The organism is [Pantoea] beijingensis, assembly GCF_022647505.1.
GTDB lineage: Bacteria > Pseudomonadota > Gammaproteobacteria > Enterobacterales > Enterobacteriaceae > Erwinia > Erwinia beijingensis.
Genome location: NZ_CP071409.1, coordinates 2,548,687 through 2,572,162, shown reverse-complemented (window position 1 = coordinate 2,572,162; position 23,476 = coordinate 2,548,687). Strand labels below are relative to the sequence as shown.

22 protein-coding genes and 1 pseudogene are annotated in these 23,476 nt (G+C 50.5%); 15 read left to right on the top strand and 8 right to left on the bottom strand.

Features of this window, described 5'->3' with window-relative positions; translation table 11 throughout:
- Nucleotides 1-5 precede the first annotated feature (5 nt).
- Both gsiC and gsiD read left to right on the top strand, forming a co-directional pair.
- The gene (gene gsiC, locus J1C60_RS11625; protein ID WP_128177764.1) at nucleotides 6-926 is read left to right on the top strand and encodes a glutathione ABC transporter permease GsiC; all 921 of its coding nucleotides are present in this window, start codon (nucleotides 6-8) and stop codon (nucleotides 924-926) included.
- Nucleotides 927-935: 9 nt separating this feature from the next.
- Nucleotides 936-1,841 carry a glutathione ABC transporter permease GsiD gene (gsiD, locus tag J1C60_RS11620; protein WP_128177762.1) on the top strand — a complete coding sequence of 302 codons (906 nt, stop codon included), beginning with the start codon at nucleotides 936-938 and terminating at the stop codon, nucleotides 1,839-1,841.
- A 41-nt stretch (nucleotides 1,842-1,882) separates the two neighbouring features.
- Here gsiD and rimO read toward each other — a convergent pair whose 3' ends face one another.
- Nucleotides 1,883-3,211 (bottom strand): 30S ribosomal protein S12 methylthiotransferase RimO, encoded by a 1,329-nt coding sequence (rimO, locus tag J1C60_RS11615; protein WP_128177760.1) that lies wholly within the window; start codon nucleotides 3,209-3,211, stop codon nucleotides 1,883-1,885.
- 428 nt (nucleotides 3,212-3,639) lie between these two features.
- On the opposite strand from rimO, the gene J1C60_RS11610 reads away from it, so the two are divergent.
- The gene (locus J1C60_RS11610; RefSeq protein ID WP_128177758.1) at nucleotides 3,640-4,752 is read left to right on the top strand and encodes a PQQ-dependent sugar dehydrogenase; all 1,113 of its coding nucleotides are present in this window, start codon (nucleotides 3,640-3,642) and stop codon (nucleotides 4,750-4,752) included.
- Nucleotides 4,753-4,785: 33 nt separating this feature from the next.
- Here the strand turns inward: J1C60_RS11610 and J1C60_RS11605 are convergent, their stop codons facing one another.
- Nucleotides 4,786-5,442 (bottom strand): HAD family hydrolase, encoded by a 657-nt coding sequence (locus J1C60_RS11605; protein ID WP_128177756.1) that lies wholly within the window; start codon nucleotides 5,440-5,442, stop codon nucleotides 4,786-4,788.
- A 282-nt stretch (nucleotides 5,443-5,724) separates the two neighbouring features.
- Here J1C60_RS11605 and J1C60_RS11600 point away from each other — a divergent pair, with 282 nt between their 5' ends.
- Nucleotides 5,725-6,930, top strand: a complete 1,206-nt coding sequence (locus J1C60_RS11600; protein WP_128177754.1) for a serine hydrolase — start codon at nucleotides 5,725-5,727, stop codon at nucleotides 6,928-6,930.
- 63 nt (nucleotides 6,931-6,993) lie between these two features.
- Here the strand turns inward: J1C60_RS11600 and J1C60_RS11595 are convergent, their stop codons facing one another.
- From J1C60_RS11595 to J1C60_RS11580, 4 genes and pseudogenes are all read right to left on the bottom strand, one after another.
- A complete protein-coding gene (locus tag J1C60_RS11595; protein ID WP_128177745.1) occupies nucleotides 6,994-8,280 on the bottom strand; it encodes an HAAAP family serine/threonine permease in 1,287 nt (428 codons plus the stop codon).
- Nucleotides 8,281-8,752: 472 nt separating this feature from the next.
- Entirely contained in the window at nucleotides 8,753-9,358 is a 606-nt protein-coding gene (ybjG, locus tag J1C60_RS11590) for an undecaprenyl-diphosphate phosphatase (protein WP_128178003.1), read from the bottom strand.
- Nucleotides 9,358-10,098: pseudogene (locus J1C60_RS11585) on the bottom strand (phosphatase PAP2 family protein). Before J1C60_RS11585 ends, ybjG begins: the two are co-directional and overlap by 1 nt.
- A gap of 397 nt (nucleotides 10,099-10,495) precedes the next feature.
- The gene (locus J1C60_RS11580; protein ID WP_128177743.1) at nucleotides 10,496-12,184 is read right to left on the bottom strand and encodes an aspartate:alanine antiporter; all 1,689 of its coding nucleotides are present in this window, start codon (nucleotides 12,182-12,184) and stop codon (nucleotides 10,496-10,498) included.
- 344 nt (nucleotides 12,185-12,528) lie between these two features.
- On the opposite strand from J1C60_RS11580, the gene ybjM reads away from it, so the two are divergent.
- Nucleotides 12,529-12,891 (top strand): inner membrane protein YbjM, encoded by a 363-nt coding sequence (gene ybjM, locus J1C60_RS11575; RefSeq protein WP_128177741.1) that lies wholly within the window; start codon nucleotides 12,529-12,531, stop codon nucleotides 12,889-12,891.
- Nucleotides 12,892-12,974: 83 nt separating this feature from the next.
- Here the strand turns inward: ybjM and J1C60_RS11570 are convergent, their stop codons facing one another.
- Nucleotides 12,975-13,238, bottom strand: a complete 264-nt coding sequence (locus J1C60_RS11570; protein ID WP_128177739.1) for a GrxA family glutaredoxin — start codon at nucleotides 13,236-13,238, stop codon at nucleotides 12,975-12,977.
- Between the two features lie 217 nt (nucleotides 13,239-13,455).
- Between J1C60_RS11570 and J1C60_RS11565 the strand changes: the two genes are divergently transcribed.
- From J1C60_RS11565 to J1C60_RS11550, 4 genes are all read left to right on the top strand, one after another.
- Nucleotides 13,456-13,746, top strand: a complete 291-nt coding sequence (locus J1C60_RS11565) for a YbjC family protein (RefSeq protein WP_128177737.1) — start codon at nucleotides 13,456-13,458, stop codon at nucleotides 13,744-13,746.
- The gene (gene nfsA / locus J1C60_RS11560) at nucleotides 13,730-14,452 is read left to right on the top strand and encodes an oxygen-insensitive NADPH nitroreductase (RefSeq protein ID WP_128177735.1); all 723 of its coding nucleotides are present in this window, start codon (nucleotides 13,730-13,732) and stop codon (nucleotides 14,450-14,452) included. The genes J1C60_RS11565 and nfsA overlap by 17 nt, the downstream gene beginning before the upstream one ends.
- Before the next feature lie 23 nt (nucleotides 14,453-14,475).
- Entirely contained in the window at nucleotides 14,476-15,378 is a 903-nt protein-coding gene (rimK, locus tag J1C60_RS11555) for a 30S ribosomal protein S6--L-glutamate ligase (protein ID WP_128177733.1), read from the top strand.
- An 88-nt stretch (nucleotides 15,379-15,466) separates the two neighbouring features.
- Nucleotides 15,467-15,946 carry a YbjN domain-containing protein gene (locus J1C60_RS11550; protein ID WP_128177731.1) on the top strand — a complete coding sequence of 160 codons (480 nt, stop codon included), beginning with the start codon at nucleotides 15,467-15,469 and terminating at the stop codon, nucleotides 15,944-15,946.
- Nucleotides 15,947-16,070: 124 nt separating this feature from the next.
- On the opposite strand, the gene J1C60_RS11545 is transcribed toward J1C60_RS11550, so the two are convergent.
- Nucleotides 16,071-16,787, bottom strand: coding sequence for an SDR family oxidoreductase (locus J1C60_RS11545; protein WP_128177729.1), 717 nt, complete (start codon nucleotides 16,785-16,787; stop codon nucleotides 16,071-16,073).
- 774 nt (nucleotides 16,788-17,561) lie between these two features.
- Between J1C60_RS11545 and potF the strand changes: the two genes are divergently transcribed.
- From potF to rlmC, 6 genes are all read left to right on the top strand, one after another.
- Complete coding sequence (gene potF / locus J1C60_RS11540; protein WP_128177727.1) at nucleotides 17,562-18,671, top strand: spermidine/putrescine ABC transporter substrate-binding protein PotF; 1,110 nt, start codon at nucleotides 17,562-17,564, stop codon at nucleotides 18,669-18,671.
- A gap of 166 nt (nucleotides 18,672-18,837) precedes the next feature.
- Nucleotides 18,838-19,971, top strand: a complete 1,134-nt coding sequence (gene potG / locus J1C60_RS11535) for a putrescine ABC transporter ATP-binding subunit PotG (RefSeq protein ID WP_128177725.1) — start codon at nucleotides 18,838-18,840, stop codon at nucleotides 19,969-19,971.
- 12 nt (nucleotides 19,972-19,983) lie between these two features.
- Nucleotides 19,984-20,940, top strand: coding sequence for a putrescine ABC transporter permease PotH (potH, locus tag J1C60_RS11530; protein ID WP_128177723.1), 957 nt, complete (start codon nucleotides 19,984-19,986; stop codon nucleotides 20,938-20,940).
- Nucleotides 20,937-21,782 (top strand): putrescine ABC transporter permease PotI, encoded by an 846-nt coding sequence (potI, locus tag J1C60_RS11525; RefSeq protein ID WP_128177721.1) that lies wholly within the window; start codon nucleotides 20,937-20,939, stop codon nucleotides 21,780-21,782. Before potH ends, potI begins: the two co-directional genes overlap by 4 nt.
- Before the next feature lie 13 nt (nucleotides 21,783-21,795).
- Nucleotides 21,796-22,236: a YbjO family protein gene (locus J1C60_RS11520; protein ID WP_128177719.1), complete on the top strand. Its 441-nt coding sequence runs from the start codon at nucleotides 21,796-21,798 to the stop codon at nucleotides 22,234-22,236.
- Nucleotides 22,237-22,295: 59 nt separating this feature from the next.
- Complete coding sequence (gene rlmC, locus J1C60_RS11515) at nucleotides 22,296-23,423, top strand: 23S rRNA (uracil(747)-C(5))-methyltransferase RlmC (RefSeq protein ID WP_128177717.1); 1,128 nt, start codon at nucleotides 22,296-22,298, stop codon at nucleotides 23,421-23,423.
- The last annotated feature ends 53 nt before the right edge of the window (nucleotides 23,424-23,476 follow it).

Below are 23,476 nucleotides of genomic sequence, written 5' to 3'. Positions count from 1 at the left end.
GATGCATGCTTAATTATTTTATTAAACGCTTACTGGGGCTGATTCCCACGCTGCTGATCGTGGCGGTGTTGGTGTTCCTGTTTGTTCACTTGTTGCCTGGCGATCCGGCACGCCTGATTGCCGGACAGGACGCGGATGCGTCAACAGTGGCAATGGTACGTCAGGAGTTAGGGCTGGATCAGCCGTTGCCACAACAGTTCTGGCATTTTATGCTGAATGCCCTTCAGGGGGATTTCGGTCAGTCGCTGGTTTCAAGACGTCCGGTCTCGCAAGAGATTGCCTCACGCTTTATGCCAACGCTATGGCTGACGCTAAGCAGCATGGTATGGGCTGTTATTTTTGGTATGGCGATTGGGATCGTCTCTGCCGTCTGGCGCAATCGTTGGCCCGATCGGTTGGGTATGACGCTGGCCGTATCCGGTATCTCTTTCCCGGCCTTTGCGCTGGGTATGTTACTGATGCAGGTCTTCTCCGTGGAGCTTGGTTGGTTGCCCACCGTGGGAGCCGATAGCTGGCGGCACTATATTTTACCTTCCGTCACGCTGGGCGCTGCTGTGGCTGCGGTGATGGCACGTTTTACCCGTGCTTCTTTTGTTGAGGTGATGCAAGAAGATTACATGCGCACCGCGCGCGCGAAAGGCGTGCGCGAGTCGCTGGTGGTGGTAAAACATGGATTACGTAATGCCATGATACCCGTTATTACCATGATGGGACTGCAGTTTGGTTTTTTACTCGGTGGTTCTATTGTTGTTGAAGTGGTATTTAACTGGCCCGGACTGGGGCGGCTATTGGTTGACTCGGTCGAAATGCGTGATTACCCGGTGATTCAGGCGGAGGTATTACTGTTTTCACTGGAGTTTATTTTGATCAACCTGATTGTCGATATGCTTTATGCGGCGATCAATCCCGCTATTCGTTACAAATAAGGAGTCGCAATGAAAAACTGGCGACGTGAAGCGGCACTTAACGCGATGCCAACGGTAAAAGAAAATCGCGTACGTACGCCGTGGCGGGAATTCTGGCGGCGTTTTCGCCGGCAGCATGTGGCAATGATAGCCGGGTTATTTGTGCTTGTACTGCTGTTGCTGGCCGTGGTTGCCCCGGCAATAGCCCCATTTGACGCAGAAAACTACTTTGATTATGACCGGCTCAACGAAGGGCCATCGATAATGCACTGGCTGGGTGTGGATTCGCTGGGGCGTGATATTTTCAGCAGGGTATTGGTTGGTACGCGTATTTCGTTGATTGCCGGTTTCTTTTCTGTAGCAATCGGTGCCGCGATTGGCACAGCACTTGGTCTGCTTGCGGGGTACTACGAAGGCTGGTGGGATCGCGTTATTATGCGTATCTGCGACGTGTTGTTTGCTTTTCCGGGGATATTGTTGGCCATCGCCATCGTCGCTATTATGGGCAGCGGTATGACCAATGTGATCGTTGCTGTAGCCATATTCAGTATTCCAGCCTTTGCCCGATTGGTTCGCGGCAATACGCTGGTGCTGAAGCATCAAACCTATATCGAATCGGCACGAAGTATTGGCGCATCGGATTTTACGATTATCACGCGCCATATTTTTCCCGGCACGGTGTCATCGATCGTGGTGTATTTTACGATGCGCATTGGCACCTCGATTATCACTGCTGCCAGCCTTTCGTTCCTTGGGTTAGGCGCACAGCCACCGACGCCAGAGTGGGGCGCGATGCTTAACGAGGCGAGGGCCGATATGGTTATTGCACCGCATGTAGCGATATTTCCGAGCCTGGCAATTTTTCTTACCGTGCTGGCCTTTAATCTGTTGGGCGATGGTTTACGTGATGCGTTAGATCCGAAGCTGAAAACCTGAAAATAATACAGGGCCGGGTCGTGGACCAGGCCCTGCCGCGATTAGATTGCGCTACCCCAAAGATCGTATTCATCCGCGTTTTCCACTTTTACGCGCACGACATCGCCGACCTTAACTTTTTTCTCACCGTTGAGATAAACCGCACCGTCGATTTCCGGCGCATCGGCCATACTACGGCCAATCGCGCCTTCCTCATCCACTTCGTCAATCAGTACCAGAATTTCGCGTCCCACTTTTTCTTGCAAACGTTCTGCCGAGATTGCCTGCTGCAGTTGCATAAAGCGGTCGTAACGTTGTTCTTTGATCTCTTCCGATACCTGATCCGGCAATTGATTCGCGGTGGCACCCTCGACCGGGCTGTATTTGAAGCAGCCGACGCGATCCAGTCTTGCTTCCTTCAGGAAGTCGAGCAGCATCTGGAAATCATCTTCCGTTTCACCAGGAAAACCGACGATGAATGTTGAGCGCAACGTGAGATCCGGACAGATTTCGCGCCAGCGCTTGATGCGTTCCAGCGTGCGTTCAACAGCACCCGGGCGCTTCATCAGCTTCAGAATGCGGGGGCTGGCGTGTTGCAATGGGATATCTAAATAAGGCAGAATTTTGCCTTCGGCCATTAACGGAATAACATCATCGACGTGCGGATAGGGGTAAACGTAATGCAGGCGAACCCAGACACCCAGTCTGGCCAACTGCTCGCACAGGCTGACCATGCTGGTCTTAACCGGGGAGCCATTCCAGAAACCGGTGCGATGTTTGACATCAACGCCGTAAGCAGAGGTATCCTGGGAGATCACCAGCAGCTCTTTCACACCGGCTTCAACCAGGCGTTTCGCCTCATCTAACACAGAACCGATAGGGCGGCTATCAAGATCACCGCGCATAGACGGAATGATGCAGAAGGTGCAGCGATGGTTACAGCCTTCGGAAATTTTCAGATAGGCATAATGTTTCGGCGTGAGCTTCACGCCCTGTTCCGGCACCAGGCTCAGGAACGGATTATGCTGTGGCTTAGGGACATACTGATGGACGTGTGATAGCACCTGTTCGTAGCTATGCGGGCCCGTGATCTCCAGTACCTTCGGATGCACTTCACGGATCTGGTTCTCTTTCGCACCGAGGCATCCGGTGACAATCACCTTACCATTCTCATTCAAGGCTTCGCCGATTGCCTCCAGCGATTCCTGTACGGCACTGTCAATAAAACCGCAGGTATTGACGATCACGATCTCGGCATCGTCATAGCGCGGTACGACTTCGTAACCTTCCGTTCGCAGTTCGGTCAGAATGCGTTCAGAGTCAACAAGGTTTTTCGGGCAGCCTAAAGACACAAATCCAACGCGCGGTGCCTGAGAGTTAACATTGCTCATAGGGTTTAAAAATTCATCATGTTTATGGTTTATAGGGCAGTGATTCTACAGATGTCCGGAGGGAAATTGTATAGCTATCCTTCCTTACTTTACTGCCTTATGGGTCCTGCAGAGGAGAGTCTCGCAGCTTCAACCGGTTACGGAATTTCTTTCTTAACGCATTATTTTGGTTGACGCGGTGCGCATAGGCGAGAATTAAACGTGCGCCGGACAGTGCTGGACCTGTTAATGCTGATGATTTGAAAAGTCTGATTAATGTAATAGCCGATGCTCGGGTTCATGTTATTGCAACTCAGTAACGTGACCGTCGCGACTGGACCCGGGCGCTTAAAGAGGGAGTCGCGATGATTATTAAGGTTTTGTAAATATAAACCTGAGTGCCTGACTGCCCGCTAAATTTAGTAGATTCACTTTGAGAGGAGGATCTCATGCGACGCCTGTTATCGACGCTTACCGTCAGTACCGTATTACTTTTCTCCGCTCCGCTAATGGCGGCCGATGTTACCGTGGAGCAGTTGCAGGATAAGTTGAATCACCCCTGGTCGTTGGCATTCCTGCCGGATAACCAAAGTATGTTAATCACCGAACGCGCAGGGCAGCTTCGGCTGTGGAGTCCTCAGAATGGCTTGTCTGCGCCCATTTCGGGCGTACCTGAAGTATGGGCACGTAGCCAGGGGGGGTTGTTGGATGTGGTGCTAGCCCCTGACTTCGCGCAAAGCCGCCGTGTGTGGCTGAGTTATACCGCAGTGGAAAGCGAGGGACGGGGGGGAATTGCAGTCGGCTACGGTGTATTAGGCGATGACAATAAGCAGCTCTCTCATTTTAAAGTTGTCTTCCGCCAAGAGCAGACATTATTGTCCGGGACAAACGTCGGTAGTCGGCTGGCATTTGATCGTGATGGCTATCTATTTATCACCCTGGGCGACCATTTTGAGAGTGCATCGGCCCAGGACCTCAGCAAGTTACAGGGCAAACTGGTACGGCTGACTGCCGATGGCGAAGTGCCAAAAGATAATCCGTTTGTCGGTAAAACAAATGCCCGTCCGGAAATCTGGTCCTACGGACTACGTAACCCGCAGGGATTGGCACTGAATCCATGGACCCAGGAAATGTGGGAAAATGAGCACGGGCCGCGCGGTGGTGATGAAGTCAATATTCCGCAGAAGGGCAAAAATTACGGTTGGCCGTTGGCAACCTGGGGCATTGATTACAGTGGTCAAAAAGTACCGGAATCCAAAGGGGGAGACGTTGAGGGCACCGAACAACCTGTTTACTACTGGGAGGTTTCTCCGGCGCTTAGCGGTATGGCGTTTTATAATAGTGCGAAGTTCCCGATGTGGAAAAACTCGCTCTTTATCGGTGCGCTGAAAGAGAAAAACCTGATCCGACTCACGTTAAATGGCGATAAAGTAACAGGACAAGAACGGCTACTAAACGGTCGTAATGAGCGTATCCGCGATGTACGCGTTGGACCGGATGGTTATTTGTATGTCCTTACGGATGAGCGGGACGGTAAGCTGCTCAAGGTGGGGTTAAAATAACGTCAGGGCCGATAGCGATCGGCCCAATCATCGCTATTTCACCCAGCGATATATTTCCCAGCCGCGGTTTAGTGCCTCTTGGTTGAGGCGTTCGTCCGGATTAATAACATATGCGTGATCGGCATACTCAAGCATTGGCAGATCATTCATTGAATCGCTGTAGGCCCAGGTACGATGAAAAGCACTCTCTTTTTGTAGCATTTTCCAGTCGCTAAGCCGTGTTACCTTGCCTTCTTTATACGTCATGGTGCCGTAGGTTTTACCGCTGTACCGGTCATCAACGATCTCGACGCCGATAGCTAACGCACCATGAGCGCCGAGTCGTTGCGCGATGGGAGCGACCAGATGTTCACCACTGGCGGAAATCACCATCACGGTATCACCACGCTGCTGATGCCAGCGAATGCGCTCGCGTGCTGCAGGGTATACACGCGGCATGATATCGCGATGCACGAAGCGACGAATCCATCCTGCAACGGTAAGGGTGCCCATACCAGCCAGCGGTGCCAGCGTCGTATTCATATACTCCTCCATCGAGAGCGACCCCTGATAATAGTGCGCCATCAAGGCGCGCTCCTGCTCAATTAGCTCTACGGGTGCATAGCCTTGAGATACCAGCCAACGTAGCCACAGGCCGGTACTGTCCTCGCATATCAGGGTTTCATCCAGGTCGAAAAGGGCTAAATCCATCGTCGTTCTCCTCAGATCAACTCAAGGTAGATTAGCGGAATTTTGTGACGAGCTTAACTGTTCAACGAAAATTCAGAATATCACGCAGTTTTGCAGACAACTTCGCAAACATGGAATTAAAACCTATTCGACGGCAAAGCACAGATTTATCTAATAAACTCTAAAAAACTTTACGGTCATACTGTTTTTTTAAGTGAGCCGAAAGGTTAGCGTAACAGGTGGAGTGATGCCTGATAACATCATGAAACCTTTGATCTTTTAAATGGATACTCTGGTCGCGTCATGAATAAAACCTCTTTCTTTGCTGGTGTCAGGGCACGAGTTGCCACCACAACATTGTTTCTGTTTGCCACCTCGTCCGTCTTAGCGGAACAGGCGCCCGCTGCGCCGCAAATTGATGCTAAGGCATGGATTCTCCTCGATTATGCTAGCGGAAAAGTGCTGGCTGAGTCGCAACCCGATGCTCGTCTTGATCCCGCCAGCCTTACCAAAATGATGGCCAGCTACGTTATTGGCCAGGCAATTAAATCAGGAAAAATTACTAAGGACGACATGGTGACGGTAGGGCAGGATGCCTGGGCGACCGGTAATCCGGTACTGCGCGGCTCTTCGCTGATGTTCCTGAAACCTGGCGATCGCATCCCCGTATCGGAACTTAATAAAGGGATAGTTATCCAGTCAGGTAATGATGCCAGTATTGCACTGGCAGAGTATGTGGCGGGCAGCCAGGAATCGTTTGTGGGGCTGATGAACAATTATGTTAAGGCATTAGGCCTGAAAAACACCCAATTCAAAACGGTACATGGTCTTGATTCCGCGGGACAATACAGCACTGCTCGCGACATGGCGCTGATTGGACAAGCATTGATCCGGGATGTACCTGAAGAATATGCGATACACAAAGAAAAAGAGTTCTCTTTCAATAATATTCGTCAGCAAAACCGCAATCGGTTGTTGTGGAGCAGCAACCTGAGTGTCGACGGTATCAAAACCGGGCATACCTCGGGAGCGGGTAACAATCTCGTTGCTTCGGCTACCGAAGGCAATATGCGGTTAATCTCGGTGGTGCTGGGCGCTGCGACCGATGCGATTCGTTTTCGTGAAAGTGAAAAGCTGCTGGTATGGGGATTCCGCTTTTATGAAACCGTCACGCCAATAAAAGCAAACACGGCGTTTTCAACGCAGCGGGTTTGGTTCGGTGAACGTTCACAGGTTAATCTCGGCGTCGCGGAAGATGCCGCGATCACTATCCCTAAAGGTCAGATGAAAAAACTGAAGGCCAGTTTTACGCTGAGTTCACCGCAGTTGACTGCACCGCTGAAAAAAAATCAGGCGGTGGGTACGATTGATTTCCAACTGGATGGAAAAACAATTGCGCAGCGTCCGTTGGTTGTTCTGGATGAAGTGAAAGAGGGGGGGTTCTTTAATCGCATATGGGATTTTGTCATGATGAAGTTGGATGCCCTGTTTGCTCGGTGGTTTGCATAAATGCTCAGGCGAGGGACGTCCGCGATAATGACGGCTGGCACTCAGGCCAGCCGGGTGTCTGATTTAGCCCAACAGGTTGAAAACAATCGCTGAAATGGCGATTAATCCCACTGCCACCACAAAGATATTACTGGCGGCACCGCTGTATTTGCGCATGGCCGGAACCTTGTGGATGGCATACATCGGCATCAGGAACAGCAGCACGGCGATAATTGGGCCGCCCAACGTTTCGATCATGCCGAGAATACTTGGATTCAGACTTGCCACAATCCATGTCGTCACCAGCATAAATAGGGCAGTCAAGCGATTAAGTTTATGCTCGCTAATCTGTTTGCCGCGCTGGCGCAGGGATTTATTCACCAGCCCGTTAAAGCCCTCACGCGCACCTAAATAATGGCCGAGGAATGATTTTGTGATGGCGACAATTGCGATGATAGGGGCCAGCCACGCCATCATCGGCGTATTAAAATGGTTAGCAAGGTATGACAGAATTGAGATGTTTTGCGCTTTGGCCTCTGCCAGGTTCTCCGGTGACAAGCTGAGTACGCAGCTAAACACAAAAAACATCACGGTAATGACCATCATCAGGTGACTGAAGCTAAGAATACGCGCGCATTTTTTTTCAGCATCTTCGCCATATTCCTCTTTTTTCGCGACGGCGAAAGCGGAGATAATCGGTGAGTGGTTAAACGAGAACACCATCACCGGGATAGCTAACCATAATGTCATCATAATGTTATTACCGCTGCCACTCACGTTCACATGTTCAAAAATGGCACTGCTCCAGTGAGGGATTAGCCAGAGCGCCAGCAGCATCAATATGGCGACAAATGGAAACACCAGCACGCTCATTGTCTTAACGATCATCTCTTTGCCAAAGCGCACAATCGTCATCAGACCCACCAGTAGAATGAGCGCCAGCAGGGGGCGCGGTGGTGATTGCAGATGCAGTTGGTGGGTCATAAAACTGTCAACGGTATTGGTAATCGCAACGCTATATACCAGCAGGATAGGATAGATGGCCAGAAAATAGAGGAATGTGATCAGTTTCCCGGCCCCTTCACCAAAATGCTCTTCGACAACGTCGGTAATATCGGCACCGGGTTTGCTGCCCGATAGCACAAAGCGGCACAAACCGCGATGTGCAAAAAAAGTCATGGGGAATGCCAGTATTGCCATGACGATAAGGGGAATTAAACCGCCGATGCCGGCATTGATGGGCAGAAACAGAACACCGGCACCGATTGCTGTGCCATATAAACCCAACATCCACATTGTGTCACTTTTACGCCATATTGCTGCGCTCTGTTGTTTCTCGTCAGTAATAACGGCAGCGTGAGAGGAATCCATAACCTTCTCCAGTGTTATTGCAAATAAATTAGAAATGAAAACGTAACTGATGATTATTTCTTTCGGGAAAAACAATCCCGCGTTGTGTTTTCAGTTAATCCTTACTTTTTTGTGGGGCTCACTCTACCATCGGGAAAAAGAGTTAACAGCGGGCAATTAACAATTACGGGTGATGCCGATCACAACTGTGTGAATGTTTCTGGGTTTATAGACTTAATTTTTCGGCTTTAATCACTTTATGGTGCTGCATTATTGATTTGTCGTGGTCGAATTGACTGAATATTTAGGGGTAGGGGGATATTTAATATTGCTCGAATTGGTTGTTTTTTGAGCGAAATGGTTTAGTTATATTGATATAACTTGTCCATCGTGGAGGTTTTCCGGGATAAAAAATGGCCTCCGGTCATGAAGGCCTGAAGATGTATTAACTTGTCATTGTCGATATCGCTCTGTTGCTGTTCGACACGGCGAGTCAGCGTTGGACCCAGCCTTTACGAATTGGCAAAGCAAAAATGACGCGATAAAGCACGCTTAACAATTTTAGCATCCTGCTGCCGTATAAGCGCCATGCCATTTGGGAAAACAGGCAGCCGAGCATGCCAACTAACAACCCGCCAAGCATATCCAGCGGCCAGTGCACACCCAGATAGATACGTGACCATGCAATGGCAACGCCGGTGGCCATTAACGCGATGCCCGACCAACGGCGATGCCAGTAAAGGAAGGATAACGCGAAGGTGAATATCGTTGTCCCATGATCGCTTGGGTAGGAGTCATCCGGTGCATGGCTGAGAAACTGGAAGCCAAAGCCGAGCGTAAAAGGGCGTGGATGAGGAAACAGCATTCCCAAACACCATGAAATAGTCAGCGCATACAGTAATGCAATACCGGTTTTAAGCACCAGTTCCCGCTGAATGGTCACGTGTTCTTTGGGTCCCCATAGCCAAAGTCCCACGATCAGAAGTGGGACAATGGCAATCAGATCTTTTGCCAAAAACGTGGCCAGCGCAATCGCCCATCGTGGCGAATCTGGCGTAGCGTTGATCCAGAGAAACAACATCCGGTTCAACTCTTCCATCATGACTCTTTCCTCTTTTTGTGAGATAAATATGTAACGCATCCGTAAGTGGTCAACTGCACCAGCCAAACCCACCAACCGGCCCAGAGGTTATGGGAGAAAAAGTGCGCACCGCGCATCACTTGCCCAAAACCCATCGTCAAACCTAATATGATTCCAGCCAGCCAGCAGCCCCAAGCCAGCACGGGACGTTCGCGATAAAATAAAAAAAACAGGGCCATGATCCCAAAGCCACTTGAAGCATGTCCGCCAGGGAAACAGTGCCCCGGCCCGCTATTTAGCGGGGGCGTGCCGAAAAGAGGCCAGGAAACAGCATGACCACCGAACTCCACCAGACTCCACGGGCAGGAGTGCGCACTCGAGGCTTTCAGCAGGCCGATAACCGCTGCGCCGACCCCGATCAATAAAGCCACCAAAATGAACCGCGATCGGCGGCGGAACAACCCGGTTAACAGCATGCATACCGCCAGGGCGATGATGATATCCTTCAGCAAACGGTGGTTGATCGCGTCAAGCCAGACGCTATCCTTCCACGGAAATTGTCGGGTAACGGGATCGTACCAGTGATATGAAATCATCAGATCCTAGCTTTCACTACGCGATAACCAGATGAACAGCAGGCCCGAAAAAGCCAGTAAAACGAAGTGGATAGCGTAAAAGGTGGTGGATAAAGGGTAAAGAGAGATTATCTTAATCGGCGCAGGTGTTGTGTGTTTGTTTAACTTAGATGACGGAATCATGACATTTTTATGGGCGAGGAAACAGATTATGTATGCTGACGTGTTTCGCTTAAGGAAACATTAAGCGCCTGCGCAGGCTGGATACCCGGCCCGTTCGCTGACTTGAATACAGAACAATAACCAGCGGTTATCTATTTACTCCGGACGTGATAATGAGATGCGTGTGAAGATAGCGTTCGGTACTAACAGCATTGCACAGCGTAATTAATTTGATGCATAAGAATGAAGGCGCGTTAAAATCTCAGCCGTCGGTACATTGGGTATATATTTGAGGAATAAAAAAACCCGCTAATCATCAGACTAGCGGGCTCCACAATTTGGGAATTTCAAAGAAAAGCAGTGGCATAAATTAAGACTGTGTCGCGATATAAAAGTTCTGCAAAATTTATAAATATTTTCAGCCGCCGAAAATGGGCCAAATGATAACAATTAAGGTCCCTGCCAGGGTCAGCAGAACGTTCGCAATGGCATAGGTTCCTGCGTAGCCCAGTGCAGGAATATTACTGCGTGACGTATCGCTAATAATCTCCATGGCAGGTGCACAGGTGCGCGCTCCCATAATGGCGCCGAAAAGTAAGGCACGATTCATTTTTAATACGTAAGCACCAAACAGAAAGCAGATCACTACCGGAACCAAACTGACCGCTAAGCCTGCTGCCAGCATTTCCAGGCCTGTCAGACCCAGACCATGTGTAATACCGCTACCTGCGCTTAAGCCGACGCCAGCCATAAACACCATCAAACCAAATTCTTTCACCATCGTCAGCGCACCTTGAGGAATGTAACCGAAGGTGGGGTGATTCGCGCGGAGAAAACCGAGCATAATGCCGGAAAAAAGCAGGCCGGCAGCGTTACCAATGCCAAAACTAAAGCTGCTGAACTGAAAGGTGATCATGCCGATCATCAGACCGATAATAAAAAAGGCGCAGAAGGCAAGCAGGTCGGTAACCTGGCTGTGGATGGAGATAAATCCGATGCGGTCGGCGACGGTTTTCACCCGACGGGTTTCCCCGCTAACCTGCAGCACATCGCCTTTATTCAGCATGACGTTATCATCAACGGGCATCTCAATCTGACTTCGGATCACGCGGTTAAGAAAACAACCATGATCGGTTAGCTTCAGTTGTCCGAGACGTTTATTGACCGCATTGTGGTTCTTCACCACAATCTCTTCGGTAACGATGCGCATATCCAGCAAATCACGGTCAAATACCTCTTTACCGTTACGGAAGCTGGTATCAAGCCTTGAATGCGCGTCCGGATATCCCACCAGCGAAATTTCATCGCCCACCTGCAGCACGGCATCCCCATCGGGGTTGGCGAGGATTCCATTACGGCGGATTCGCTCAATATAGCATCCCGTTTGGCGATAGATCCCCAGTTCTCGCAGGTTCTTCCCATCAGCCCAGGCGACCAGTTCAGGGCCAACGCGATAAGCACGAATAACCGGAAGATAAACTTTACGCTGACTGTCGGTATCGAGCCCGCGTTCACGCGCAATCTGCTGAGCACTGGTTGGCAGATCCTGATGCTGTAATTTTGGCAAATAGCGCGCACCAAAAATAAGGCTCACCAGTCCAACGAGATAGGTCAGGGCATAGCCTAAACTGAGATTATCCTGCATTGCACCCAGTGTTTGGTTGTCACTGATGGTTTGACGCAGCGTATCGCCTGCTCCAACCAACACAGGCGTTGACGTCATTGAGCCCGCGAGCATACCTGCCGTTAAGCCAATATCCCATCCAAGCAGCTTACCCAGCCCCAATGCCATTAACAATGCGCTGGCGACCATGATCATGGCGAGCATCAGATAATTTTTACCGTCGCGGAAAAAAATCGAAAAGAAATTGGGCCCGGCTTCGACACCCACGCAAAAAATAAACAACATAAATCCTAAATTAAGTGCATCAGTATTTATGGAGAAATGTTGTTGCCCTAAAAGAAGTGAAGCGACGAGTACGCCGATGGAATTACCCAGCTGTACGGACCCTAAGCGTAATTTCCCCAGACATAACCCTATCGCCAGTACGACGAATAATAACAGGATGTAATTTCCGCTTAACAAATTTGCGACGTTTATATTCACGAGTTAACTTCTTGTTTACTAGTAACTTGTTGAGATCAATGGTTTTATGCGCTAATGTTTATCTGATTGATGACGTCGCTTTGGTGCTTGCGTTCCGTCGCAATGGGATAAATAAAGCGGGTGTTTATTTTAAGCATTAATTATTATTTCAGCCACAAAAAGCCAGCATAATTTTAACTTTTTCCTGTGGTTGTTATTCTGCAAATCACAATAGTATTGGCTTGATGATTCGCACCACCTGGATCGTGATACCCGCCTTCAAATCGTCACCTGGTTGATTTTTAGTCAGGCGTTCTCGGAAGTTAATGATTCACTATTAACGCGAAAATGATTGAGGTGAAATTATGTTATTGCAGGGCATCCGACTGCCTGGCCTGATGAGCTGCATGATGTTTTACTGGCTGGTTTACATTGCCGCGCACTCCACTGTGGCAACGTTCAGCGATGAGACATCACAAAGTCAGCCTGGACTTTTATTATTTATACTGCCCGGTATCGGCACGGCATTATTCAATCGCAAAGGTGCGCTTGGTACGTCGTTACTTGGAGCATTGCTGGCCACGCCGTTATGCCTGTTAACGTTTTCTGCCTGTTTAACCCACTATCACGGTTTTTGGCAGGAGCTGGCTTATCATATCAGTGCTACATTCTGGTGTGGCTCTGGTGCAGTAGGTGTGCTGCTGTGGCGCGCCTTTTCCCCGATGTGACACCTTGGGAAAATTTACCGGTAAAAGATACAAAAAAACGGACCTGTCATACGACAGGTCCGTTTTTTACTACGCGTTATTTATTACTGAAAAAGATTCAGGTGCTCTTTCGCGTAGGCTTCAAAATCCGTACAGCCGCCGATGTGCTTCTGATCGAGAAAAATCTGCGGTACGGTTTCTACCGGCTTACCAACGGTTTTCTCAAGATCGGCCTTGGTGATGCCTTCGGCATGGATATCAATATAACGGAAGTTAAAATCCTCACGCTCTTCGGTCAGTTTTTCCGCCAGCTCTTTCGCGCGAACACAGTAAGGACAGCCCGGGCGCCCAAAAATTACTGCAAACATAGGTTTCTCCTCAAGGTGAGATTTTATGTGATGTAAGTCACAATATACTAACTAATGCGTTTATGATGCCCGCTTCGATGGGAGAAAGGAAGAAGGAAATGCCTGTTAATCCAATTAGCAGAGACTATGCACAAACGCCATATTTGGGTTTTAATAGAGCGGCGGTTGTGCAGCAGGGGCACCGTAACATTCAGGATTTTTAGCGAAGAGAGCAAACATGCGTTCGTTTGGCGAGCTATCAAAACCAGTGCTGGTGCTTGAAGTTATGGGCATCTTTTTGTTGGCACTGGCGATGTTGTCGATTAACCGATGGGGAGTCATGCCCGCCGTGCTAAGCGGTAAAGGTCCGGCAACACTGATGTTTTTTACCGGTATCGTTCTGATGCTGCCTGCGGCGATTACGCTGATGTGGCGCACTGCACAAGCACTGGCTCCCGAGCTGTTTGGCAGAGCAAAACGTGGCAAAAATAACCCCCAATCCGGAGACTCACATGACGCCGACCATTGATTTACAGCGTGCTCATCGTTCAATCCGTGCTTTTACCGAACAACCCCTCTCGGATGAACAGCGTGAAGCTATTATTGCTGCGGCTCAATCGGCTTCCAGCTCAAGTTTTCTACAGTGCTCTTCTATTATTCGGATTACCGATCGTGCGCTACGCGAAAAACTCGCGCATCTGGCGGGTGAACAGCGATACGTGGCACAGGCCGCCGAATTTTGGGTTTTCTGCGCCGATTTTAATCGCCATTTGCAGATTTGCCCGCAGGCAGAACTGGGACTGGCTGAACAGCTACTGCTGGGGTGTGTTGATACCGCAATGATGGGGCAGAATGCGCTGTTGGCGGCGGAATCACTCGGCCTTGGCGGTGTCTGTATCGGTGGCATTCGTAATAATATTGCGCAGGTTACCCACGAACTGAATCTTCCGCAGCATGTTCTCCCACTGTTTGGTATGTGTCTTGGCTGGCCCGCTCAGCAGCCTGATGTGAAACCCCGTATGCCCGCGAAAATGATGGTGCATGAGAACAGCTATCAGCCGATAGAGCCGGCGTTGCTGGAAGAGTACGATCGCGAACTGGTGGAATACTATATGGCGCGTGGCAGTAACCAGCGACAGGACAGCTGGAGCGAGCAGATTAAACGCACTATTGTGCGTGAAAGTCGCCCCTTCATTCTCGATTACTTACATCAGCAGGGGTGGGCAACGCGTTAGGCGCTGCCAGCCGGAGAGCGTGAATGAAAATTGCTATTTTATCGCGGGATGGATCCCTTTATTCCTGCAAACAACTGCGGGCAGCAGCTATTGCCCGTGGGCATAGCGTTGAGATTATTGATCCACTCTCTTGCTATATGAATATCAACCCGGCATCCGCAGCGGTGCATTACCGCGGTCGGCCGCTAGGCCACTTTGATGCTGTTATTCCGCGCATCGGTACCATGACAACGTTCTATGGTACCGCAGTGCTACGGCAGTTTGAGATGTGCGGCAGTTATCCTCTGAATGAGTCCGTAGCCATTACCCGGGCTCGCGATAAATTGCGTTCTTTACAGCTACTGGCACGTCAAGGCATTGATATGCCCGTCACCGGCTTTGCTCACTCTCCCGATGATACCCGCGATCTGATTGATATGGTCGGCGGTGCGCCGTTGGTGGTGAAGCTGGTTGAGGGGACACAGGGCATTGGCGTGGTTTTGGCGGAGACGCGGCAGGCCGCAGAGAGCGTTATTGATGCTTTTCGCGGCCTTAATGCGCATATCCTGGTGCAGGAGTATATCAAAGAAGCAAACGGGCGGGACATTCGCTGCCTGGTGATTGGACAACAGGTGGTTGGGGCTATCGAACGGCAGGCGAAAGAGGGCGACTTCCGTTCTAATCTACATCGCGGCGGTACTGCAAAGCGTGTTGAAATCACCGAACGTGAACGTGAAATTGCCGTTAAGGCAGCATTGACGCTAGGATTGGATGTTGCCGGTGTCGATATTTTACGTGCCAAACGTGGGCCGCTGGTCATGGAGGTCAACGCTTCGCCTGGACTGGAAGGTATTGAAAAAACAACTGGTTTAGATATTGCCTCGATGATGATCGCGTGGATTGAGCAGCACGCGCAGCCGGGTTTCCGCCTTAAAACCGGCGGGTAAATAGCATATTTATGGTACAGGCGTGGTGTTCGCCACGGTTTTTCCGTAAGCTAGTGCGCTCTTTAACGGTAGCATGAGGCAGTTGGTTATGGATTCACTCGTCGTTCCAGATATTGACGTGTTGCGACGTTGGCTGGATCAACAAAGCATTACCTGGTTTGAATGCGATGCTTGCCAGGCACTTCATCTGCCGCATATGCAAAATTTTGATGGCGTTTTCGATGCCAAGATAGATCTGGTTGATGGGGTCGTCCTGTTTTCTGCTCTGGCTGAAGTAAAGCCGACAGCACTGATTCCATTGGCCGGTGATTTATCGCAGATTAACGCCAGCTCGCTAACAGTTAAGGCTTTTCTCGATATCCAGGATGACAACCTGCCCAAACTGATCGTTTGCCAGTCAATCAGTACCGCAGTCGGTTTGACTTTCGCGCAATTTTCACACTTTATGCAGCAAAGTGAAGAACAAATCTCCATGGTAATCGTGGAAGCTTTTGCGAATAATTTGTTGGTGGTGGGTGAAGATGATGAGCTCTCTTCGATGACGGAACGGTACTCGGTGCTGCATTAATCCGCAATCCGCGGTCTGTTTCAGGCCGTACGATGGCGGTAAGTTCCCCGGAACACTGGGGAACTTACCTCAATGCCAGCAAAAAGATCATCTGGTGGCATAAACGGTATATGTTGACCGTAAGTTATGACGATGCAGAGTTCATCAATCCGGCGTAAAGCAATTTAGGATCAACAGAAAGCCCTGCTTTTACCTGACGCGTCGCTTCATCAGCGAGCACTTCCCAGTCGCCATTTTCAATTGCATCCAGTGCAGCATTCGCGACATTGGCCGGATCATTTTTGGGCATATCAATCCCTTTCATCATATCAGTATCCGTTGCACCAAGCTGAACTCCGATCACCTGAGTGCCCTGGCTGGCCAGCTCCAGGCGTGCGCTGTTCGTTAAGCTCCAGGCGGCGGCTTTGGCTGCCGAATAGGCTTCTGCGCCAGGATAGCTGAACCAGGAGGTCAGAGACAACATATTCACGATTGCGCCTCCGCCATTTTTTCCCAGCACCGGAGAGAATGCCCGCACCATATTGAGCAAACCATAGAAATGCGTATCCATCTCGAGACGAATTAGATCCAAATCACCGGTTACCAGATGCTGATTAGTCGCTATGCCTGCGTTGTTAATGAGGATCGTGGCATCGCTGGCGATGGCCGCTGCGGCGGCGATATCTTCAGGTTTAGTGATATCCAGCGAAAGACGCTCAACCCCTGCGTGTTTAATGGCGTCAGCATCACGCGCCGTTGCATAAATCTTTTTTGCTCCACGTTTAATCAGAGCCTCGATATACGCTTTTCCAATACCCCGGCTAGCGCCGGTTACCAGAGCAATACTTCCTTCAATTTTCATTATATTTACTCTCTACTGTTGCCTGTATTGGGCAACACTTCTTTCATGGCAATGAAGAGAAGTGCTACACAGTAAGTTTCATTTTGTTAGCTATTTCCCATGTCATGTCATATACGCCGCTGCCGATGAACATACCAGGCTGGAAAGGCGGATGCGAGCTATGATGAAATGGATTAATCAGAGTAATGGGTAAGCTGAGTCTGTCTTTAGCTTATTATAGCGAAAGTATTAATAACCTTGCTGAGCGCGACGCGGTGTATTGGACGTTAATCGTAGGGTTTACCCATATTTTCTGCTCCTTCACTACCATTTTTTATTCTGCATTTTGCCCTTAATTGCCAGATTTTTCTCGTCGTTTATACCGTATCTGGCATATCACAGAGAAGAAACGTGCATAATTAATCGATAAAAGGCGTTTTTTACGCTGAGGTATGGTCTGTAAGTGTGTTGGGGGCTATGCTTGCGGGGCACTATCGGGCGCGTAACGCCAGGTGCGCTGATTACGCTGCCTGGCATGATGCTTTCGCGCAAGAGATGGACAAATTGATTACTGCTATGTCATGCAAGTTACTGAGGTAATCGTTTTTCCTGTTAGCGGCTATCGTGAATATTCATTCATTGTGGTCTTGAGCTTTTGGTGACCAACCTAATTTGGCCGCAGCTGAAAACCTGCGACTTAAAGTACGGTGGGAATATTTTTACCGTTTGCTGACGCGCGAGCGATTTGCTTGTTCTGCAGAATTTTATTAAGCCCTATTCTGGAGGTATGAAGACATGTTCAACCAACGTAAAAAATGGTTGTCAGGTGTAGTTGCGGGTGCGTTGATGGTGGTTTCCGCCGGCACCATAGCAGAACAAAAGACGCTGCACGTCTATAACTGGTCAGATTATATCTCTGCCGATACGGTGCCGAATTTCGAGAAGCAGAGCGGGATTAACGTCGTCTATGACGTGTTTGATTCTAACGAAGTGCTGGAAGGCAAACTGATGGCGGGAAGCACCGGTTACGATATCGTGGTGCCGTCTTCCAGTTTCCTGGCGCGCCAGCTTCAGTCAGATGTGTTCCAGCCGCTGGATAAGAGTAAGTTGCCAAACTACAAAAACCTTGATCCGGCACTGCTGGAAAAAGTGGCGCAACACGATCCCGGTAATAAATACGCCATCCCCTATCTGTGGGCTACCACCGGTATTGGCTATAACGTCGATAAAGTCAAAGCAGTTCTGGGCCAGGACGCGCCAGTGGACAGCTGGGACCTGGTGCTGAAGCCGGAAAACCTGGAAAAACTGAAAAGCTGTGGTGTGTCATTCCTGGATGCGCCGGAAGAAGTTTTCTCTACTGTACTGAATTATCTGGGTAAAGATCCGAACAGCAGCGATCCGAAAGATTACTCCGGCCCGGCGACCGATTTGTTGTTGAAACTGCGTCCGTCGATCCGCTATTTCCATTCCTCTCAGTACATTAATGATTTAGCGAACGGTAACATCTGCGTGGCGATCGGCTGGGCAGGGGATGTTCTGCAGGCGAAAAACCGTGCGGTGGCAGCGAAAAATGGCGTAAACATCGCCTACAGCATCCCGAAGCAGGGCGCACTGGCTTTCTTTGATACGTTAGCGATCCCGAAAGATGCTAAAAATGTCGATGAAGCCTACCAGTTCCTCAATTATCTGATGGAACCGAAGGTGATCGCCGATATCTCCAATAAAATGTTCTACGCTAACGGTAACAAAGCATCGGTTCCGTTGATCGATGCCAGCGTGCGTGACAATCCTGGTATCTTCCCGACGCCGGACATCATGAGCAAATTGTTCGTGCTGAAAGTACAGGATCCAAGGCTTGACCGTGTCCGCACCCGCGCCTGGACCAAAGTAAAAAGCGGTAAATAATTCGTTGTTATCGCCTGACGTTCCCATAAATCGCTTCCTGTGATGGAGGCGTAAAACCTAACGGCATTGTTGTCATCCTTTTCCTCATCGCGCTGGCCAAGATCGGAGCGGTGAGGTGGGGTGATGGCAATCGCCTGTGTCCGTTTAGTGTCGGAGAGTATTGTTAGTGAACGACGCCATCCCTCGTCCGCATCCTAAGCCAGCCAAAGCGCTTACCCCGCTGCTGGAAATCCGTAACCTGACCAAATCATTCGAAGGCCAACATGCCGTGGATGATGTCAGCCTGACCATCTATCAAGGCGAGATTTTTGCGCTGCTCGGGGCATCCGGCTGCGGCAAATCAACGCTACTGCGTATGCTGGCCGGTTTTGAGTCACCCACGCAGGGGCAGATCGTACTCGACGGGCAGGATTTATCGCACGTTCCGCCTTACCAGCGGCCAATTAACATGATGTTCCAGTCCTATGCGTTGTTTCCTCATATGACAGTGGAGCAAAATATTGCGTTTGGACTGAAACAGGACCGTCTGCCGAAGGATGAAATTAAGCACCGGGTTGAAGAGATGCTGACGCTGGTTCATATGCAGGAGTTTGCCAAACGGAAACCGCACCAGCTCTCTGGCGGTCAGCGCCAGCGCGTTGCTCTGGCGCGTAGCCTGGCTAAACGGCCTAAGTTACTGCTACTGGATGAGCCGATGGGTGCGCTGGATAAAAAGCTGCGTGACCGGATGCAACTGGAAGTGGTCGATATCCTTGAGCGCGTTGGCGCAACCTGTGTCATGGTCACTCACGATCAGGAAGAGGCGATGACCATGGCAGGGCGAATCGCCATTATGAATCGCGGAAAATTTGTGCAAATTGGCGAGCCCGAAGAGATCTACGAACACCCAACCAGCCGCTACAGCGCGGAGTTTATCGGGTCAGTCAATGTCTTTGAAGGGGTACTGCGCGAGCGGCAGGACCATGGCCTGATTATCGACAGCCCGGGCTTGATTCATCCACTCAAAATCGATTCTGATGCGTCGGTTGTTGATAATGTGCCGATCTTCATCGCATTACGCCCGGAAAAAGTCATGCTATGCGATGACGTCCCGGAGGATGGCTGTAATTTTGCTTTCGGTGAGGTGGTGCACATTGCTTATCTGGGCGATCTCTCTATCTATCATGTCCGCCTGCAAAGCGGCCAGATGATTAGCGCACAGCTGCAAAACGCCCACCGCTTCCGCAAAGGCGCGCCCACCTGGGGCGATGAAGTGCGTCTCTGCTGGGATGCCGACAGCTGTGTGGTTCTGACGGTATAAGCTGAGGGAAACATGAGCCAACAAACTGAACATACCGGCAAGCCCCCCAGCGTCACGGCAGGCCGTTCTCTGCTGACGCGATTGCAAATGAAACACGGTCGGAAATTTGTGATTGCGTTACCGTATCTGTGGCTGACGCTGCTGTTTCTGTTGCCGTTTTTGATCGTACTGAAAATCAGTTTTGCCGATATTGCCCGCGCGATCCCGCCTTATACTGAGCTGATCGGCTGGGCTGACGATCAGCTCAGCGTGGTGCTAAACCTCGGTAACTATTTTACGCTGACTGATGATCCACTCTATGCGGATGCGTATTTGCAATCGCTGAAAGTGGCGGCAATCTCTACCCTGATCTGCCTGGCCATCGGGTATCCACTGGCCTGGGCGATCGCGCACAGCCAGCCGTCGATGCGTAGCGTGCTATTGTTGCTGGTCATCCTGCCTTCCTGGACCTCTTTTCTGGTGCGGGTTTATGCCTGGATGGGATTGTTGAACAATAACGGTATTCTTAACCGCTTTTTGCTGTGGCTGGGTATTATTGATCATCCACTGGTGATCCTTTATACCAACGTGGCGGTTTATATTGGCATTGTGTACTGCTATCTGCCGTTTATGGTGCTCCCGATCTACACCGCATTAACGCGTATCGATTATTCACTGGTCGAAGCGTCGCTGGATCTGGGCGCGCGCCCCCTGAAAACGTTCTTCCATGTGATCGTCCCGTTAACCAAAGGGGGCATTATCGCAGGCTCGATGCTGGTCTTCATTCCTGCGGTGGGCGAGTATGTCATCCCTGAACTCCTGGGCGGCCCGGATAGCATCATGATTGGACGTATTATCTGGCAGGAGTTCTTTAACAATCGAGACTGGCCGGTCGCCTCAGCGCTGGCGGTGATTATCCTGCTGATATTGATCCTGCCTATTATCTGGTTTCATAAGCATCAGAATAAAGAGATGGGGGACAAAGCATGAATCAACTTCCTGCGATTCGTTCGCCGTGGCGGAAGATCATTCTGCTGTTCGGTTTTGCTTTCCTCTATGCACCCATGCTGCTGCTGGTGGTCTACTCCTTCAACAGCTCCCTGCTGGTGACCGTATGGGAAGGTTTCACCTTGCACTGGTATAAGGTGTTGTTTCAGGATGATGCGATGATCGGCGCGGTCAGCCTGAGCCTCAGCATCGCGGCACTGACAGCGTCGATGGCGGTGGTATTAGGCACACTTGCTGCCGTGGTTGTGGTGCGTTTTGGCCGCTTTCGCGGCTCAACCGGATTTGCTTTTATGCTGACTGCGCCGCTGGTGATGCCGGATGTGATCACCGGTTTGTCGCTGTTGCTGCTGTTTGTGGCGATGGGGCATGCGCTGGGCTGGCCGAGCGATCGCGGCATGCTGACTATCTGGTTGGCACACGTCACGTTTTGTACCGCGTATGTGGCGGTGGTGATCAACTCCCGCTTACGTGAACTGGACCGTTCGATTGAAGAAGCCGCAATGGACCTTGGCGCGACACCGCTGAAGGTATTTTTCGTTATTACGGTGCCGATGATTGCGCCTGCGATCGTGACCGGATGGTTATTAGCGTTTACACTCTCTCTGGATGATTTAGTGATCTCAAGCTTTGTCACCGGTCCTGGCGCAACCACGTTACCCATGCAAATTTTTGCGACCGTGCGTCGTGGGGTTAACCCGGAGATCAATGCGCTTGCGTCATTGATTCTGTTTGTTGTGGGTCTTGTGGGTTTTATCGCCTGGCGTTTTATGGCTCACGAAGAAAAACAACGTATTAGCGATATTCAGAAGGCTCGACGTGGTTAATACGGTATTAAAAATGCGTTCATCCATTCCCGTGCCGGTACTGATTGCCGGCACGGCCATTATCGCTACACGCTGCCTGAGTCTGCTGCTGCTGGCCAATGAGCTGGGCTATGATGAAATTGTGAGTTTCATCCATCGTAGCGCACAGACATGGGATTCCACGCTGATTTTTATTGCCAGCCAACTGATTTTCTTCCTTGAGTTGCGCTGTGCGATGGTACTGATGCGTGGTGCTAACTGGGGGCGCTGGGGTTATGCGATGACTCAGGCGCTGGTAATGTTGTATATGCTGGTGGCGTCGTTCGGCTGGGTGCATCCGGAAATATTCAGTGTCAGTGGTGAAACGAACGCGGAAATTGTGCACACATTGCTGCTGCAAAAATTCCCGGATGTAGTGGTGTTGCTGTTGCTGTTTATCCCGATCAGCAGCCGACATTTTTTTCGCCGCCGCTAAGGCGGCAATGTTACAATTCCGCTCCGCATTTTGTCCGACTGAATAACACAGGCTTTATCATGCATTGCGCGCTCTATGATGCTGACCGCTGTCGCTCTTGCCAGTGGCTGGAAAAAGATTATCCTCAGCAAATCACCGATAAACAATCTCATCTTGAGCAACTGCTAGTGGCTCATCCGGTCGCGCAATGGCGAGAGCCGGTCCTTTCACGGCAGCAACATTTCCGTAATAAGGCGAAAATGGTGGTCAGTGGGAGTGTTGAGCGACCATTGCTGGGGATGCTGCACCGGGACGGGACGGCGGTGGATCTGACGGCGTGCCCACTCTATCCGGTGTCATTCACGACGATTTTTGCTCTCCTGAAGCCGTTTATCGCCCGTGCGGGTCTAACGCCTTACCATGTGGTGCGTCGACGCGGCGAACTGAAATATATTTTGTTGACTGAAAGCAGCCGTGGCGAATTTATGTTGCGTTTTGTACTGCGTTCTACCAGCAAGTTAGCTCAGTTGAAAGCTGCATTGCCCTGGCTACAGCAGCAGGTCCCTGCGCTGAGCGTGATCTCGGCCAACATTCAGCCGGTACCCATGGCGGTCCTGGAAGGGGAAGAGGAGATTATCTTAACGGAAAACCAGGCGTTGGCTGAGCAACTGAATCATGTGCCGCTGTGGATCCGTCCGCAAAGTTTTTTCCAGACCAACCCGGAGGTTGCCGCTACGCTCTATGCTACCGCTCGTGAGTGGGTCAGCGAACACAATATCTCGCAAATGTGGGATCTGTTCTGTGGCGTTGGTGGGTTTGGCCTGCATTGTGCACATGAGCACATGACATTAACCGGCATTGAAATTAGCCCGCAGGCTATCGCCTGCGCGCAACGCTCAGCAGCGGAAATGGGACTCAGCAAGGTTCAGTTTGCCGCGCTTGACTCAACGCACTTTGCACTATCGAAGCAGGAAGTCCCGCAATTGGTCTTGGTTAATCCACCACGGCGGGGGTTGGGACAGGCACTGTGTGAATACCTGCACCAGATGGCGCCGGACAGGATACTCTATTCCAGCTGCAATGCGCAGACGCTGGCTGACGATATCGCGCGCTTACCCAATTATCAGATCGAGCGTGTGCAGCTGTTCGATATGTTTCCCCATACTGCACATTATGAAGTGCTGACACTATTGACCCTGAGATCCTGAAAGAACGTCGGAGGTGAAGGGCTTTGCTGAACGGGTTCAGGTCGGGACCATGA

What these genes read in the sequence shown, in the direction of transcription:
- gsiC (WP_128177764.1), top strand. Translation starts at nt 6, where the DNA reads ATGCTTAATTATTTTATTAAACGCTTACTGGGGCTGATTCCCACGCTG.
- gsiD (WP_128177762.1), top strand. Translation starts at nt 936, where the DNA reads ATGAAAAACTGGCGACGTGAAGCGGCACTTAACGCGATGCCAACGGTA.
- rimO (WP_128177760.1), bottom strand. Translation starts at nt 3,211, where the DNA reads ATGAGCAATGTTAACTCTCAGGCACCGCGCGTTGGATTTGTGTCTTTA.
- J1C60_RS11610 (WP_128177758.1), top strand. Translation starts at nt 3,640, where the DNA reads ATGCGACGCCTGTTATCGACGCTTACCGTCAGTACCGTATTACTTTTC.
- J1C60_RS11605 (WP_128177756.1), bottom strand. Translation starts at nt 5,442, where the DNA reads ATGGATTTAGCCCTTTTCGACCTGGATGAAACCCTGATATGCGAGGAC.
- J1C60_RS11600 (WP_128177754.1), top strand. Translation starts at nt 5,725, where the DNA reads ATGAATAAAACCTCTTTCTTTGCTGGTGTCAGGGCACGAGTTGCCACC.
- J1C60_RS11595 (WP_128177745.1), bottom strand. Translation starts at nt 8,280, where the DNA reads ATGGATTCCTCTCACGCTGCCGTTATTACTGACGAGAAACAACAGAGC.
- ybjG (WP_128178003.1), bottom strand. Translation starts at nt 9,358, where the DNA reads ATGGAAGAGTTGAACCGGATGTTGTTTCTCTGGATCAACGCTACGCCA.
- ybjM (WP_128177741.1), top strand. Translation starts at nt 12,529, where the DNA reads ATGTTATTGCAGGGCATCCGACTGCCTGGCCTGATGAGCTGCATGATG.
- J1C60_RS11570 (WP_128177739.1), bottom strand. Translation starts at nt 13,238, where the DNA reads ATGTTTGCAGTAATTTTTGGGCGCCCGGGCTGTCCTTACTGTGTTCGC.
- J1C60_RS11565 (WP_128177737.1), top strand. Translation starts at nt 13,456, where the DNA reads ATGCGTTCGTTTGGCGAGCTATCAAAACCAGTGCTGGTGCTTGAAGTT.
- nfsA (WP_128177735.1), top strand. Translation starts at nt 13,730, where the DNA reads ATGACGCCGACCATTGATTTACAGCGTGCTCATCGTTCAATCCGTGCT.
- rimK (WP_128177733.1), top strand. Translation starts at nt 14,476, where the DNA reads ATGAAAATTGCTATTTTATCGCGGGATGGATCCCTTTATTCCTGCAAA.
- J1C60_RS11550 (WP_128177731.1), top strand. Translation starts at nt 15,467, where the DNA reads ATGGATTCACTCGTCGTTCCAGATATTGACGTGTTGCGACGTTGGCTG.
- J1C60_RS11545 (WP_128177729.1), bottom strand. Translation starts at nt 16,787, where the DNA reads ATGAAAATTGAAGGAAGTATTGCTCTGGTAACCGGCGCTAGCCGGGGT.
- potF (WP_128177727.1), top strand. Translation starts at nt 17,562, where the DNA reads ATGTTCAACCAACGTAAAAAATGGTTGTCAGGTGTAGTTGCGGGTGCG.
- potH (WP_128177723.1), top strand. Translation starts at nt 19,984, where the DNA reads ATGAGCCAACAAACTGAACATACCGGCAAGCCCCCCAGCGTCACGGCA.
- potI (WP_128177721.1), top strand. Translation starts at nt 20,937, where the DNA reads ATGAATCAACTTCCTGCGATTCGTTCGCCGTGGCGGAAGATCATTCTG.
- J1C60_RS11520 (WP_128177719.1), top strand. Translation starts at nt 21,796, where the DNA reads ATGCGTTCATCCATTCCCGTGCCGGTACTGATTGCCGGCACGGCCATT.
- rlmC (WP_128177717.1), top strand. Translation starts at nt 22,296, where the DNA reads ATGCATTGCGCGCTCTATGATGCTGACCGCTGTCGCTCTTGCCAGTGG.